Below are 15194 nucleotides of genomic sequence, written 5' to 3'. Positions count from 1 at the left end.
GATCGAAGTAATTGTATAAGTTATAATAACGTTATCGTCATATAATAATTGTGATATAATTGCGGAGGTGAAATAAATGCCAACAATATTTTGTATTTGTCCGAAGTGTGGTTATTTTGGATCAAGAGAAATAGATAAAAAAAATAACAAATGTTTGATTTGTGGTGAAACAGCAATAAGAACAAATTTAACAGCCGGGGAATATTATTCGATGAATGATGAACAGGCGGCAAGGTTTGTCTCAGATTTTCAACCGCTTGAGAAATATGATCCAGATGCCTGGGAAAAACGCTTACAGTATTTGGAGGATCGAAGGAAACGAGATAAGGTTAAAATTGAAGAAGATCTTCGAAAATTAAACAGAATTAAACATCGTACCTGTCCCTATTGTGGCTGTGATCAATTTACCCCTGTCCGTCGAAAATGGAACATTCTAACCGGATTTTACACTAATAAAATAGATCTTATCTGTAACAACTGTGGTAAAAAAGTTGATTGACAATACATACATCTCCCTACTGCCTGTGTACTCCTCACAGGCAGATTTTTTTGCAAACGTTGGTACACAATGTGAACCAACGTTTGCTGCAATCAAAACAGCGGCTCATTTCCGCTGCCAGCTTAGACTATACGTTCCGGAGTTGTTTATCGTAACAATTTCCGGATGGATGGTAGTCGTTGAGATTTCACCATATCAGATTGACTTAGGTGATTTATCTGCTGATAGTGCCTTTTCCAAAGCTAGAATGAGTGGAATGTGGCTCTTTGACTTTACGCCCAGAAACCGAAGAATATGTTTTTACCGACTTTTATCGCTGCATCTTGTAGCCTTGCCTTTCGGCCAATCTACCGTAGCCCTATCCTTCTCTATGCACGTCCCAGACTGCGGATTGCGAACGCAGTGCCTGCTTGGCAGGCCATATAACCCATCCCTACTTATTTTAGAACGCAAGGGTGTTCCCATTTGTGTCATACAACGATTCCTGTATGACATGATAGGTCAGGCATATTTAAAATCCAAGAAACTCTGCTGAATCGCGAGTCTACCAACGTTCCTGCCATCCATACTGTCTTCTACGATGGCAATGAGTGTATTTATTTCCTTTAACTGGCTGATCATGTTGGAAAAGTGTTTTGAACCCTTGGTATCCACTTTCGTAGAAATCTGGATCGGATTCAACTTTCCCTGAACCAGTTTTAAATCTGCATTAATGGCTTTTGTGGTGGCCGGGACATCCAGCCGTAGAACGATTTTATCGTCGATTGTAGCCATAAAATAAAATCACCGTCCTTTATTGTGAGATAACGGTTAATATGTATGATTGTACATAAGTACAAGTGATGAATTGTTATGTTTTACCGGAGGCCGCTCTTTTAAATGGCCTCCGGTACCATTGCAACAAGACGGCTCGCGAAGCGTGCTGTCGTTTGCTATGCCTGACATAAAGTGCCGGACATTTCTGAAAGAGGAGACCGGCTTTTTACATATAGACAATGAGAATGACCTGATTGTCCGCCGGATACTTTCTGCGGAAGATTTCCACATCCGCGTCCTCCGCCATATTTCTTTCGTCAATAATCTTTGATTCAAATCCGTCGATTTCCAGTACAATGACTTTTTTATAAGGTTTCATACTTATACCCTCCCGGTTTTTCCCTGAAAGCCTGAGAACAGGCATTTCCGACTGTTTAGAATGAGTGTACAACATCTGCTGTCCTATAAAACGGTACGAACTTAGGGTTTATTCTTTTTCTGCCTGGGCAGAAGCAAGGGACTGGCGGATTTCATCGGGCGTGCGTTCGGAAAGCTTGGAGGTCAGATCGCGGATATAGTCATTGATAGAAATCAACAGGTCGTCCATAGCAGAAGCATGGATGGCTTTCTGTTTCAGGTAGGAGACCTTCTTTTGTACATTATTTTTCAGGCTGTGAATGAGGGACGGGTCGGGGATTCCTTCTTTTACCGCAGCCACCAGATTGGTGCGGGCGAGATAGGCATAGGCCTCATCGGGATCTTCCGGAAGTGAGACGTCAGTTAATAGTTCCAGCAATTTATAATCAAAGAAGAAATCCTCCAGGACAGGAGAATAATCATTCTGCATAATGTGTGCGGCAACGGTTTCCGCAAAAGAGTTCATGACGGACAGCGTCGGCAGAGTCAGCTGGCAGGTACAGGATCTGCCGTTGTCCGTATAGGAAATAATCTGAGTCATTATAATCTCCATTCCGAAGCGTTTTTGCTGAGATTGCGATAAATACTGTTTATGACGCTTCTGCACAAACAGGTCTATTTTCTTGCAGTTATCCTTTTTGATTGGATTTGTCCGGGCGTCCGGCAAGCCAGCGCTTCCAGACATAGTCGGTTTCCGGCTTTAAATAGACGCCGACAATTTTATGGTCGTAGCCCTCGATAATCAGTTTGGGCTGGACCCCATTGGAACAGTAGAAGAGGAGCTGCCGGATATTGGTGATACGGACCAGGTTTTCTTTGCCGTAGCACTGTTCAGCTTCCTCAAGCGTTGTAAATTTAATCAATATCAGTCCTTTCATCGGGAGGAGGCAGTAATCACTATATGAAATCAAAGAATCCCGCTTGCGGGATTCTCCGCCTGCGGCGGGTTGCTCTGGCAACACGATTCCTTTCCGCCGCAGTGCGATCCCCGGAGGTTTTTTTATAACACAGAGAAGTTTGGAGGACTTTCCTGTGTTATAAAAAAAGGGAACAGTCTTTCATGGATTGTGAAAGTCTGTTCCCCAGTACAAGACAGCCCGGAAAACCGGTCTGCTTGTTATGAATCGGAGGCCGGGAAGCTGATTTTTAAGCTTCCCGGAAATCTATGTGAAACAGTTCTGCCGGCCGGACAGAACTGTAATCAGCGTTCTTTGTACCGTCTGTATCGTGCAGACGGTACAAAGCGTTCAAAAACAATCCACAATACATGCGCCGCCGCTCATACGCATCAGCGCCGGACGATCCAGGAAGAAGTGGGATCGTCCGTTAATCAGAGAATCTTATCTCAGAACAGATAAGAAAGGAAGAAAAAATCAGAGAAGAAAGTTAGTGCCAAATGGCTTAGGCCTCAGCAGAAGCTCCGTTTTCAGCCTCCAGCAGAATCATATCCAGCATATTGCCCTGATCGTCGGTCAGAAGATCAGCGGTAAAGGTAAGGGTAGCCGGATCGCCGCTGTTGGAGAAGGAGAGTGTGAAGTTTGTCTGCGGAGCGCATTTATAAACAACCATTTTGTAAGGAAGCAGCTCATCTGCCTCACTCTTTTCAACAGTTGATGCATAGGCAGCAAAAGTCTTCGGGAATGTATTGGCATTCAGATTGATTCTCTGTACGCCGGAAGTTTTTGTCACCATGTAATATGCGACAAAGTTTCCAGTGCTGCTTTCCGGAAGAGTAACTTCCTTGCCGGATACGGTAACAGCAACAGCAGCGCCGCAGTCATCGTCTGCCGGGAAGACATTTACGCGGTCAGATGCTGCAGGTGTATCAGTCAGTGTCAGCTTGCCTTCCGCAGCAGTCAGAACCTCTCTCTTTAAGAAGCTGGCTGTATTCTGGATATCAGCGCCGCTTAACAGAGCATACAGTTTGAATGGCTGAATCTGACATTCAAAGCTGATGGTACCGCCCTTCTCGCCGTAGAACGCGATACGTTTTGCATGGCCTTTGCCGCCGTAAGCAAATACGGTTTCACCGGTTACTTCGGTTGTTACCACGTTGGCGTAGTCAACATTTAACACCGGTTTTTTTGTGAAAAAATCTTCAAAGATTAAGTCACATACTTCTCTGGAAGCAATATTAGTGTTTGTCATGGTAGATCCTCCTTGTTTGTTTCAAGTTTTTGATGATAAGCCGATGGCTTTTGTTTTTTACTGCGAAGTGCGCAGTATTGCTGCATAATGGCCCCTGCAGACTGCAGCAACAGCCCCAGGGTATCTGTGATAATAAGCCGAAGAAGCTTCTGACACGATACGAACCACCTGTCAGCGCAGAGGCTGGAACCAGCCGTCCACGGCAAAGTGATTTTCTTTATCGCCCCAGGCTGAGACACTCATGGCCTGGATGTCATAAACGTTGTTATTATTCTGGCGGTAGAATTGATCGTACAATTGATAGACGGTCAGATCCCAGATATTGATGAGATTAAGGGATTTATGATAAGAAGCCAGAGAGGAAATAATGTTGCCCAGATCCATTTTTTCCGCATCTTCTTTGCTTTGTGGCTTAAGAGCCCGGCCTTTCTGGAGTTTTTTCAATATTTCCGAGGCTTTCTTATTCTTTACCTTTGCAGGCTGTTCTGCTTTTCCGGCGATATAGTTCAGCTGGAGAATCAGATCAGCGATCTCATCAAAATTTTCCCGCCGGATGATGCCTGCCGCTTCCGGCTCTTCTTCTCCCTTTTGTGCAGCACGGAAGGAAAGAAACACGTTGTATTCGGCATGATAGCGAATCTCTTCCAGAAAGAAAAAGTTCAGCACCCGTTCATAGAGCGGGCACAGTTCTGGATCAGCCGTGACCAGATCAAACAGATTCTGCTCTGCCTGTTCTTCTTCTGTCATTGACTCATAGAAGGAAGAAAGGTTTTTCATATCGTAATAGTTGCGCGGCGACATAAGAAGACAGGAGAGATAGAGATTGTAAGTATCAAGTCCAAGCCGGCTGATATCCCGCAGACGGGGAGAACAGATGGAGCCAATACCGGTAAGAACCAGCGGCTCACAGGAGATCTTGTCAAAATAAGTAAGTTTCATTATGATATCTCTGCCGTCCTTTCTCTTTGGAAAGAACGGGAAGCGGCGCAATACGTTCTGGCCATTTCATTCTGTTCCTGAAAGTCCTTCTCAAGCTGAGAGAACTTGTTCTTATTGAGCCCCAGCTCCTTCCAGATCCGAAGCGCATCCCCATCTTTTACATAGATACGGCCGTGCCGCGTACGGACACAGGGAAGCTGCCCGTACTGGTCCATGGCATATTGCCATTCGCGTTTTGTTATCTGCTGAATTGTGATTCATTCCTTTCCGCTGCACGAATTAGTCCGGTTTGGAAAAAGGAGAAGTCCGGATGGTTTCGGTTCCTAACAAACGCCGATACTCCGCGAGTCGCCTTATTGTACAAAACAGAAATCCCGGATGCCTGCAGCGGACATCCGGGATTTGATGAATACCGATCATATGTTCGAAAATTAAAAACCGACGGTACAATTTCTATGTACAAATCAAGTTTACAAATATAACTAGTATTCATATACAACAGATTGAGCTTTCTTATATAACAACTGAAAGATGTGTAAATGTCCTGGAGACATTCGGATATATTTTCCCTCAACCGCTTTGGCAGCATCCAAAGCGATATTCATTTTATCCGCCGATTTTCTGCAGAAGTGCTTCTTGCAACACTTGTGAGTAACTATATCCGCGGCTTTCAGACTCTGTCGCAAGCCATGCAGGAAGAGAGACAGTCCGTTTCACTGCGACAGAAGAGGTGCGTCGTTTATAAGCCTGCAAGTCAAATTCTACCAATACGATAAAGCCATCGACTGCTGTAATATCGTCAGGATCAGATGGATCAGGAAGAGAATCACCAGCAGCAATTATTGTCGTAATCGATAGTCCAAGCGCATCAACAGCCATAGCGTAAGATTTACCTACATCATCACCCTCAGTAAGGCATTCTGGAAAGTCAGGGAATGAAACCCAGAATCCTCCTTCCTCCGCCTTGTGAAAAACAGCAGGATAGAATAATTTATCCATAACAATCCTCCTTTTCCGTTGCTTTCATTGTAGACCGGCCTGTTTAAGTATGGCCTGCTCCAATCCTTTTTTTAATGGACTGGAATGATAAGGAACTATAGTTTGCTTGCCGGTTGTAGGATTTTTTAGCTTAATATGTGAACCATTTTGGCTGACAATGTCAAAACCATTTCGCCTTAAATGTCTAATCATTTCTTTTGGCGTCATCGGCATATTGTAGTTTCTCCTCCTTATCTATTATTACCATATTACATAAAATTACGTAAGTCAATAAAAGATACGTAAAATTACGTAAAGCCATTGGTAAACGTTTGCTGCATTATTAAATACACTATACACATCCCCGTACAGCACTCTGGCAGAAAATCTCGTCATAAAGGCCGAAGATATCATTGTCTTTCAACAGATACTCTCCTTCGTTTTTCGTATCCACATTCATCCGGACGGTCAGCGCCCTTGACTTGACCTGCTTATTCCAGGTAAAGGTTTTCTGAGCTTCCGTTTTGGTCAGATAGCCGAAGTCAATCAGCTCCGGCAGATAAAGACGGCTGATATTTCCGTTATCCAGATGGAGCCAGTTCGCCATAGAGGTCATCAGCACCGGAAAAGAGTCCTTGCCTGCGCCGATTGCCTTGGCATAGGTGAGAAAGGCCAGACTCAGCAGACGGCAGTTTTTGCTGTCAAACCGTCTCAGAATTTCATTTATATCGCGTTCACTGATGTAGATCTTTATATGGTCCCTGAGCGGCGTTTTATCTTCCATCGCCTGATAGATCAGGGCATTTACATTGTATTTGATATAGACATGATTTTGCTTACCCCAGTCAAAGATCGCTTCCCTGTTCTCCAGAGGGGACAGCCCCTGGGAGTGAAACCATTTAGCAATCAGATAGCAGATCCGGTACATACATTTTTCGCTTATATTATTTCCTTCCAGATAATCCTTTACTTCTAATACTTCATTGATCATGATTCGATCTCCTCCCTTTCTTCTGGCGCGGTTTCTGTCTGTATCAGCTCCATGCGGTAACGGCGGCCCAGATAACAGCGGTCCCCTTCCGGGTCTTCCAACGGCAGTCTCATAGCCGGGACCTGTTTTATGTTTTCCAGGATACCGCGGCCGGCGATCCGCCACAGAAAGCTTTTGCTTTGCTTCGGATATTTTTCATAGCAGAGAACAACGGCAATATTGGCAAGTTTCTTTTCGTCCGGACAGAGAGCCATACATTTATTCCGGTAATAGTCGTAGTAATAGCCCCAGTTGATTTCCCAGCCCTTCTTTTCCTCCCGGATTGATTTACTGTCTTTTGCCAGCTGAGACATCTCCCTCTGGTATTCCAGATAAAGAGCCTCAATACGGCAAAAGAGCAGAGGATCGGGCGGAATCGATAAGTCCATCATAATATGGTAGTCAAAATCCTCGTAGGTTCGTTTCCAGCGAAGCGGCTTTTCCCATTTTTCAATTTCCATGCACAGTCGGTTCAGGTTGCTTTTGGACCGGGAAAACTTTGATATACCGGCATAATAAGGACCGGCGTATTTCATAAAATAGGGCAGCGGTTTGCCATATTTCGCAATGTGCCTGGGGATGGGAAATACAACACCGGTTTTCGCAGAGTCGATAGCTTTCCCGTTGATAATGGACAGCAGGTCTACATAAGAATCATATTTTTGCTTCTGTTCCGGGGATCGGGGCGATTTATTGTGATAACCGGTAGCACAGTTGCTGGTCTCGCCGATCAGTGAGTTCATTCCCCGGAGGATTACCTGCAGACGGTTTTCAGGCGTGTCTTCTTCCTCCAATACAGTGATTTTATCCTCAATGTCCATGACAATAGGTGCATTCCGGTCTACGCCTTTGAGCATGGTTTCATTATCCACGACCAAAACCAGATCCCCGTCAAAATCCGCGCCATTCAGCCGCTGCGGTGTGATACTTTTACCGTTGATCATACATACATTAGCAAGGTTTTTGCAGTAGCGGGATATGACTTCACTATCCTCCGCCCTGAGCACGGTGTGCTCAGAACGGCAGATGTGGGGATTGCGTTCGATGAGATAGTCTCCCCGGCAGGGTGTGCCGTGGGCGGATACATAACATTCATCTGCCTCCAGACAGCCGTTTACAGGCAGATTCCCAATGTGTTCCATGAGCATGATCAGATCCGGAACCAGAAACTTAAAGGTCGCCTTTATCCAGAGCTTGCCGCATTTTAACTCGTTCTTGTACTTGTCAACCAGAGAGATAAAGTAATTTCGGACGCCGGCTTCTTTTAACATTCGGGGATCTTTCAGTATGGCCTGTGTATACTGATTCAATGCTTTTCTCCGGTCTGCGAACAACCCCAGAAAGCAGCAGGCATACAGTTCGTCTCCCTGTATAATCCGTTCCAGCCACTCTATACTCTCGGCGGCCAGAGAAGCAAAATCCTCATAGGAAAGTTCCAGATCCTGCAGAATCTGGTAATTGGCCCGGGTATATACGGGTTCTTCCTCAGAAGAAAAGTTCCATTTGGCGACACCGATAGAATGCCGGTACTGCCGGAAGAGCGTCAGATAATTATCCCAGTCGGCGGCAGTGCCGTCCCGATGAAAATAGGGCTTTCCTTTATACATGGACTCGCACAGAATCAGCATGGGCTCCTTGCGGATATCATGGGCGGTCCCCCAGATATCACGGATATGGGTGACGCCCCTCTCTGTGAGAAAGGCAACATAGTCGGCCTCATGGGTCATTCCCTTTATAAAGGGAGCTCTCCAGAGAATACTCGTGGGGTCCGTATCACAGGAAAGCAGCTCTTTCACCTGCCTGGTTATCTCAGGATGGTGGATGCCGCAGCCGTCAAATACATTGATTCGGATATCGCGGACTGTCTCTGCAATTTCCTTCTGAACCCAGGTGCGTTCCCGACCGTCTTTGTCTGTAAAGGTGGATTCACAGTCCTGTGCATAGCGGATATGCTGGCCGGGAATCGTGCGGTAGTAGTCCGGCACGATGATGATCTTCGGGTACCACTGTTCCAGACAGTGGCAGGAACTGAGCATAAGACCCCGGTAGGCGTACCATTTGGACAGGACACTTTTGCTGGGAGCTGCACCCAGAGTGACGGCTTCCTGAAGCTTATCCGCGATATCTTCCGACACAAAGCTGAGGATGGAGGTGCGGACCATGGAGGCGGATCGTTCCCCATTCGTGAAATGAGTTCCGTTTAAATTCAATCCATATAAAATCAAGCGCCGGAGCGTGTCGAGCCTATGTCCCTGTCCGTCACAGTCAACAAAGATAATATGTCGGTTGTGACGGCTGGTTTCTTCTGTAATCAGCCGGATCTGCCGAAAGAGGAGATTATCCTGCTGCTGTACATAAAAACGAGATTCTTCTTCCGGCTCCAGCCGCAGCCGGAGCGGTGAAACAGAATCGGTGCCGGTATCGGCAAGGTTGTGATCAATCAAATAGGAAAGCGGAAATTTCCGCACAGAATATAATGGAGGTGCAAACATAAAACTCATCCTTTCCCTTTACATGGGACAAGAAAAGCAAGAAATGAAACAAATGTTCTGATTTGGTAAAATGAGCATATCACGATCCAAACATAATGTCAATATTTACCAATTAAATTTTAGCTATTGACAAAATAGGTGAGCATGATATACTGATATCAGAACAGATGTTCGAACAACGGGAGAAAGAAAAGAAAGAACTGATTTGGTACAGAATGGTATAAACTGCCGGGAAAGCGAAGTCACATTCGGCAGCAGGGAAGGAATTAGAGTAAATATTATGATGATTGAACGCGTACCGGAAGGGTATGCCTGCCGCTGCAGGCACTGCGGCTACCGGTTTGATTTTAGAGATGCAGAGAAGTTACAGTATACATATGATAAGGTTTCGCTTGTGAGAGAGGTCTGTCCCCGATGTAAAAGCTCGGATTTTACCAGAGTAAAGAACAACTGGTGTACCAATCCGAACAACGATAAGCGCTTCTTCCATTAGGAGTTCCTGGATATATTGAAATACATATTGCCTCATGATACACTAAGGCAAAGGCAGCTTGTTTATGACTGCTGGTTCTAAGATAAAAAATATGAAAAAGGAGAGTTGCGGGCCATCTGTTTGCTACATCCGTGCCGCCTGGTATTTGTATGAGGAAAAGAAGACGGTGTAAGATATTCCGCAGAGTACAGAAAAATGGAAAATAAGAAGAAATTTGCCTTCATCCTGATGGGCGCTCACTATGAACCGGAGAAGCATCATGCTGATTTTGAGACATGGAAACAGATCACAAGAATCTGTACGGTAAATGACTATGAGGAAGCGAAGAAACTGGTTGTGGAATTGAAAGAGAGTGGGTTCGGCGCTGTTGAGCTTTGCGGTGCTTTCGGACAGGAAAAGGCCAAAGAGCTGGCGGAATTAACAGAGCATAAAGTAGCTGTCGGTTATATCGTCCATGACGCGGATATGGACGAGTTATTTGCCGGTTTTTTCGGCAGATAAGTGTTTATAGGACGGTTCCGGGCATAGTGTAATCACAAAAGGTATCATAAGGTGATTATAAATGTTATGGAATAGGAACAGACCATACTCTGAGGAGATGGCGGGATGTACTCAAGCTGATAACTGCTGTCCGGTTTGTCAGGGACCGACAGGAGCAACCGGCCCTGCCGGACCTATAGGGCCGACTGGGGCAACAGGTGAGCGAGGGCCTGCCGGTCCGGCAGGTGCGAATGGTAATACAGGAGCAACCGGTCCGATTGGCTTCCCGGGAGACCGTGGTCCGACGGGCCCCGCCGGGGCAGCTGGGATGACGGGTGCAACCGGCCCGGCAGGAGAGAGAGGCCCGGCAGGAATGCCTGGCCCTACCGGAGCGGCTGGTCCAACTGGAGCCATGGGAAATACGGGAGCGACCGGTCCAAGAGGCTTTACTGGCCCTACGGGAACCACTGGTCCTGCCGGAGAGCAGGGAGTACCAGGCCCTACCGGTCCTGCCGGAAGTACAGGTGAGAGAGGAATGCCTGGACCGGTTGGTGCGACAGGCCCTACCGGACCCGCGGGAAATACAGGGGCAACCGGACCGAGAGGCTTTACCGGCCCTACGGGAGCCACTGGTCCTGCTGGGGAGAGGGGAGTACCAGGCCCCACCGGCCCAGTTGGTTATCCCGGGGGAAGAGGTTCAGCAGGTCCTGCGGGCCCAACGGGCCCTACCGGAGCTACGGGAAATACAGGAGCCACCGGTCCGACTGGCCCAACTGGTTCTGTGGGAGCCACTGGTCCTGCCGGAGAGCGGGGAGTACCAGGCCCTACCGGCCCGATTGGTTTTCCGGGAGACCGCGGCCCTACTGGAGCTACCGGTCCTGCTGGTGCAAATGGAGTAACCGGCCCAACGGGCCCTGCCGGAGCTACGGGAAATACAGGTGCCACCGGCCCTACTGGAGCCACGGGCCCAACAGGAGCCACCGGTCCGGAGGGAACAGTACCAAATGATATCTTCGCCTCGTTTATCAATTACGGGGCGCAATTTACGAACGCCGAGTTAATGCCCATGAGAACTGCGGTTGCAGACCCTACCGGTAATATTGTATTGACAGATCCAACCCGTATTACGCTGGCTCCCGGAATCTATGCCATTTTTTATGAAGTAACAGCACTGTATTTGGAAAATGGGTTTATGCAGGTAACCCCTTATTATAATAACAGCGCTCATATCGAGTATGGGATTTATTTCATGAAGAATGCAGATGGAAGGGCAAGTGCCGTCGGTTCTGTCTCTTTTATTATTGAGGTACCCAGCCAGACTGTCTTTAATCTGACATTTAACAGTCCTGTGCCGACAACCGAGGGAACCCTCACACTGGCAATTTATAAGCTGAGAAGATAAACCGGAGAGTTCTGTTCTTACACAGGAAAGTGTGGAGAACGTTCCTGTGTAAAAAGAAACCCCTGTCTTTTGCCATACAAAAGACAGGGGTTAATGAAAGCTGGAAAAGGGACTTGAACCCTCGACCTACGCATTACGAGTGCGTCGCTCTACCATCTGAGCTATTCCAGCACAAATTGTACACATTTAATTCATTTATGCATTGGTCATTCTACCATATAAAAAGTAAAAGATCAATATATAAAATGATCTCATAGAGTACCTTTTTGGAAAAATGTTGGAACAGCATCACCAGATAACACTGAAGATGTCCGTCAGGATGGTGTAACAAAAGAATTTCGCCCGTTTTTATTGACTTTGAAAATTAGAATAGTATATAATTGGAACGAACCTCTGCGCATATAAGAGCCGCAGGGATTCTGGAAAAATCTGAATTTTACCCGGCTGTGAGGCAGGGTTAAAATACAGTACATAAAATTTCGGAACAAAAGAAAGGAAGTGCACTATGGGTAACCATATCGTATTTGACGAAACCAGACCGCTTGATATTATTCCGGTCGGAAGAATCACAGTTGATTTAAACCCATCCAGAGAGAACTATTACAAATCTACGGCAGATGTAACTTACTTCATGAAATATTTGGGCGGTTCCCCGGGAAATATTGCAGTTGGCACAAAGCGTCTTGGCAGAAAAGTCGGTTTTATCGGCAAACTCAGCCCGGATCAGTTCGGTGATTACATCGACGGTTATTTTAAAGAAGAAGGTATTGACAGGACCTGTCTTACCAGGGCTCCGAAGGGTTACAATACCGGACTTACTTTTACAGAGATATTAAGTAAGACGGAGAGCAGCATTATGATGTACCGTGAGCATGTAGCTGACCTGCAGCTGAGCACGGATGACATTGACGAAGAATATATTAAATCTGCGAAGGCGATCCTGCTTTCCGGAACTGCGCTGTGCCAGAGCCCGTCCAGAGAGGCTATTTTAAAAGCGCTGGCGATTGCAAAGAGAACCAACACAGTTGTTATCTTTGATATTGACTACAGACCGCATATCTGGAAGAATGAGGATGAGATTGCTGTTTATTATTCTATCGTTGCAAAAGATGCGGATATTATTATCGGCTCCAGGGAAGAGTTTTCTCTGACTGAGAAGTTCCTGCTTCCGGGCAACGAGGATGATAAGGTGAGCGCTGAATACTGGTTTAATCAGGGCGCGAAAGCTGTTATTATCAAGCATGGCAAAGAGGGCTCCGATGCTTACTTCTCCAACGGAGAATCTTATCGGGCAAAACCGTTCCCGGTAGAGTTGGTTAAGTCCTTCGGCGGCGGCGACGGTTATGCCAGTGCATTCCTGTGGGGTATGTTTGAGGGGCTTCCTTATAAAAACTGCCTGAGCCTGGGAAGTGCATGTGCAGCTATGCTGGTGGCTTCCGAGAGCTGCGCCAATGATATGCCGACTATTGATAAGCTTCAGGCATTTGAAAAAGAAGCAATTGAAAAATACGGGGATATGGTAACACCGTTATAATGCTGCGGGTTTAGAACAATAGATCTGGCCTCCGGACAATCCGGAGGCCATTTTGTACTTACAAAACCATTCGGCAGGGCGCGCACTCGCGCAAAAGGACAAAGCCAGCTATGCTTTGTTTAATTATAGAAATTGAGGAGAAGGAGAACGATTTATGAGAGGAAAACGAGTAATTCTTATGGCATCTCTGTGCCTAATTTTAATGCTGTCACTTACGGCCTGTCATTCCAGCAAATCCTTTACGTTTCAGATTGAGAACGGAGAGAAGATCCAGGTAAAATTGGATACCACAGACGGCTATGATCTTCTGCAGGAAAGCGGAACAATAACAGTTCAAAAGGACGGCGAAGATATATTAAACGGCGTCTTTTTACTGCCTGACGGATATAGCAGCTATGAGACGGCTATTACATCATCAAGCGAGGTGGATATTTTAGAGGCGGCTCCTGAGGATGCGCCAACCTATTATCTCTATCAATTTGAGGGTGAGGCCGGGACGGAGACAACATTTTTATTCAAAATTGAAGGTGCTGAAACCGGTATGATAATCGGCAGTCTTGCATCCCGTGAGGAAGCTGAGGCAGCATTTGGGTTACTGGAATTTGAAATTGAAAAATAAGAAACATAAGGATGAGAGGAAATGGAGAAAGCAGCAGTACCAAAGAGTTGGAGCAGGGAGACATACCCTCTCTTTATTGAGTCTCTTTTCGCGTTAAAGGATGAAGGATACCTGGCCTTTCAGAGCAGGCTCGTGCCTGGTGTTGATAATATGATCGGGGTACGGATACCGATATTGCGTAAGCTTGCGAAAGAGATTGTCAAAGGGGAGCCGAAGGAGTTCCTGAAACTGGCCGGCAGTACGTACTACGAGGAGGTTATGGTTCAGGGACTGGTGATCGGGCTGTTGAAAAAGGAAGAGGGATTTGATGTCATTCGGACCTGTGTAGATGAGTTTCTTCCCAAAATCAATAACTGGGCCGTCTGTGATTCCTTCTGCGCCGGCATGAAGGTGACAAAATATTTTAAAAAAGATATGTTTGACTATATACAAGAGCTGACATCGGCAAAAGGAGAATTTACAGTCCGGGCAGGTTTGATTCTGCTGCTCAATTATTACATAGAGGATGCTTACCTGCCTTTTATTTTTAAATGCTGTGATGAGATAGGCCGGGAGCGGTATTATGTTCAGATGGCAGCAGCCTGGCTGCTCAGCATGTGTTTTATAAAATATCCGGACGAAACACTGTGCTATCTGCATCAGAACGAGCTGGATGCATTTACCTATCATAAAACCCTGCAGAAAATACTGGAATCTTACCAGGTATCAGATGATACAAAAGTGATGATCCGGGAAATGAAAAAGCAGTGCCGGATGCAGTAGCTGGGAAAAGGCAAAACCAGAATATTTCATACCTTTCGTGGAATACTAACCAGGTAAAATAAATTTCATTTTAGGAGGAAACGATTCCATGAAGAAAAGAATAGTTGTATTATGCGCCCTTTTCTGTCTGAGTATACTGGTTTTAACAGCATGTTCCAAGAAAGAGGATAATGCAAATATGGACCCCAATAAGGATACAACAGAAAATGGTACTGGAACAAATGACCCGAATACCGAGAACAATACTAACGGCAATACCAATGGTGTAAATGGAACAAACGGAACCACAAACGGAACTACAAATGGAACAAATGGCACAAATGGAACCACCAACGGAACTACGAATGGAACAAACGGAACCACAAATGGAACTACGAATGGTACGAACGGAACCACAAATGGTACCACAAACGGCACCAACGGCAGAACCAATAGTACGACAAATGGTACAAACGGTGTCAATGGCACAACAAATGGGACTACCGGAAAAAAGAGTAATGCGCCTATGGCGGATGATGACGGAGATGGTGTTGTAAATGCAATTGATGATGCCGGCGATGAAATCGAAGAGCGTCTCGATAAAGATACGAATACCAGAGTTGATTAATAACATGAAAAAATCCGGGAAACAATTTCCCGGATTTT

General features: G+C 46.0%; 19 protein-coding genes and 1 tRNA gene. 8 read left to right on the top strand and 12 right to left on the bottom strand.

The features are described 5' to 3' along the window. Nucleotides 1–76 precede the first annotated feature (76 nt). A complete protein-coding gene (locus ABCW47_RS08655) occupies nt 77–499 on the top strand; it encodes a hypothetical protein (RefSeq protein WP_343209453.1) in 423 nt (140 codons plus the stop codon). A 501-nt stretch (nt 500–1000) separates the two neighbouring features. Here ABCW47_RS08655 and ABCW47_RS08650 read toward each other — a convergent pair. The 11 genes from ABCW47_RS08650 to ABCW47_RS08600 all read right to left on the bottom strand — a co-directional run bounded on the left by ABCW47_RS08650 (nt 1001) and on the right by ABCW47_RS08600 (nt 9259). Further along, a complete protein-coding gene (locus ABCW47_RS08650; RefSeq protein WP_343209452.1) occupies nt 1001–1273 on the bottom strand; it encodes a hypothetical protein in 273 nt (90 codons plus the stop codon). 208 nt (nt 1274–1481) lie between these two features. Beyond that, entirely contained in the window at nt 1482–1634 is a 153-nt protein-coding gene (locus ABCW47_RS08645; RefSeq protein ID WP_343209451.1) for a hypothetical protein, read from the bottom strand. Between the two features lie 108 nt (nt 1635–1742). Next, nucleotides 1743–2213, bottom strand: coding sequence for a hypothetical protein (locus ABCW47_RS08640; protein WP_343209450.1), 471 nt, complete (start codon nt 2211–2213; stop codon nt 1743–1745). A gap of 88 nt (nt 2214–2301) precedes the next feature. Beyond that, on the bottom strand, nt 2302–2583 hold the full coding sequence (locus ABCW47_RS08635) for a hypothetical protein (RefSeq protein WP_343209449.1): 282 nt from the start codon (nt 2581–2583) through the stop codon (nt 2302–2304). 490 nt (nt 2584–3073) lie between these two features. Further along, entirely contained in the window at nt 3074–3820 is a 747-nt protein-coding gene (locus ABCW47_RS08630) for a hypothetical protein (protein WP_343209448.1), read from the bottom strand. Nucleotides 3821–3991: 171 nt separating this feature from the next. Then, the gene (locus tag ABCW47_RS08625) at nt 3992–4759 is read right to left on the bottom strand and encodes a hypothetical protein (protein ID WP_343209447.1); all 768 of its coding nucleotides are present in this window, start codon (nt 4757–4759) and stop codon (nt 3992–3994) included. Continuing rightward, entirely contained in the window at nt 4759–4974 is a 216-nt protein-coding gene (locus ABCW47_RS08620; protein ID WP_343209446.1) for a hypothetical protein, read from the bottom strand. The genes ABCW47_RS08625 and ABCW47_RS08620 overlap by 1 nt, the downstream gene beginning before the upstream one ends. Before the next feature lie 391 nt (nt 4975–5365). After that, entirely contained in the window at nt 5366–5758 is a 393-nt protein-coding gene (locus ABCW47_RS08615; RefSeq protein ID WP_343209445.1) for a type II toxin-antitoxin system HicB family antitoxin, read from the bottom strand. Between the two features lie 24 nt (nt 5759–5782). Beyond that, a complete protein-coding gene (locus ABCW47_RS08610) occupies nt 5783–5971 on the bottom strand; it encodes a type II toxin-antitoxin system HicA family toxin (RefSeq protein WP_343209444.1) in 189 nt (62 codons plus the stop codon). A 118-nt stretch (nt 5972–6089) separates the two neighbouring features. Continuing rightward, nucleotides 6090–6728, bottom strand: coding sequence for a hypothetical protein (locus ABCW47_RS08605; RefSeq protein WP_343209443.1), 639 nt, complete (start codon nt 6726–6728; stop codon nt 6090–6092). Then, complete coding sequence (locus ABCW47_RS08600) at nt 6725–9259, bottom strand: RNA dependent RNA polymerase (protein WP_343209442.1); 2535 nt, start codon at nt 9257–9259, stop codon at nt 6725–6727. The genes ABCW47_RS08605 and ABCW47_RS08600 overlap by 4 nt, the downstream gene beginning before the upstream one ends. 205 nt (nt 9260–9464) lie before the next feature. Here ABCW47_RS08600 and ABCW47_RS08595 point away from each other — a divergent pair, with 205 nt between their 5' ends. The 3 genes from ABCW47_RS08595 to ABCW47_RS08585 all read left to right on the top strand — a co-directional run bounded on the left by ABCW47_RS08595 (nt 9465) and on the right by ABCW47_RS08585 (nt 11634). Continuing rightward, nucleotides 9465–9752, top strand: a complete 288-nt coding sequence (locus tag ABCW47_RS08595; RefSeq protein WP_343209441.1) for a hypothetical protein — start codon at nt 9465–9467, stop codon at nt 9750–9752. Nucleotides 9753–9947: 195 nt separating this feature from the next. Then, nucleotides 9948–10253: a DUF6506 family protein gene (locus ABCW47_RS08590; RefSeq protein WP_343209440.1), complete on the top strand. Its 306-nt coding sequence runs from the start codon at nt 9948–9950 to the stop codon at nt 10251–10253. 61 nt (nt 10254–10314) lie between these two features. Then, the gene (locus ABCW47_RS08585) at nt 10315–11634 is read left to right on the top strand and encodes a collagen-like protein (RefSeq protein ID WP_343209439.1); all 1320 of its coding nucleotides are present in this window, start codon (nt 10315–10317) and stop codon (nt 11632–11634) included. A 98-nt stretch (nt 11635–11732) separates the two neighbouring features. On the opposite strand, the gene ABCW47_RS08580 is transcribed toward ABCW47_RS08585, so the two are convergent. Beyond that, nucleotides 11733–11805 (bottom strand) — tRNA-Thr (locus ABCW47_RS08580). A gap of 334 nt (nt 11806–12139) precedes the next feature. Between ABCW47_RS08580 and iolC the strand changes: the two genes are divergently transcribed. From iolC to ABCW47_RS08560, 4 genes are all read left to right on the top strand, one after another. Next, entirely contained in the window at nt 12140–13168 is a 1029-nt protein-coding gene (gene iolC, locus ABCW47_RS08575; RefSeq protein ID WP_343209438.1) for a 5-dehydro-2-deoxygluconokinase, read from the top strand. A gap of 154 nt (nt 13169–13322) precedes the next feature. Continuing rightward, nucleotides 13323–13787: a hypothetical protein gene (locus ABCW47_RS08570; protein ID WP_343209437.1), complete on the top strand. Its 465-nt coding sequence runs from the start codon at nt 13323–13325 to the stop codon at nt 13785–13787. 21 nt (nt 13788–13808) lie between these two features. Next, the gene (locus ABCW47_RS08565) at nt 13809–14549 is read left to right on the top strand and encodes a DNA alkylation repair protein (RefSeq protein WP_343209436.1); all 741 of its coding nucleotides are present in this window, start codon (nt 13809–13811) and stop codon (nt 14547–14549) included. A gap of 88 nt (nt 14550–14637) precedes the next feature. Next, a complete protein-coding gene (locus tag ABCW47_RS08560; RefSeq protein WP_343209435.1) occupies nt 14638–15156 on the top strand; it encodes a hypothetical protein in 519 nt (172 codons plus the stop codon). Nucleotides 15157–15194 lie beyond the last annotated feature (38 nt).

The organism is Anaerolentibacter hominis, assembly GCF_032380675.1.
GTDB lineage: Bacteria > Bacillota > Clostridia > Lachnospirales > Lachnospiraceae > Anaerolentibacter > Anaerolentibacter hominis.
The sequence above is the reverse complement of the archived record's forward strand: the minus strand, read 5'-3'. Positions and strand labels throughout refer to the sequence as shown.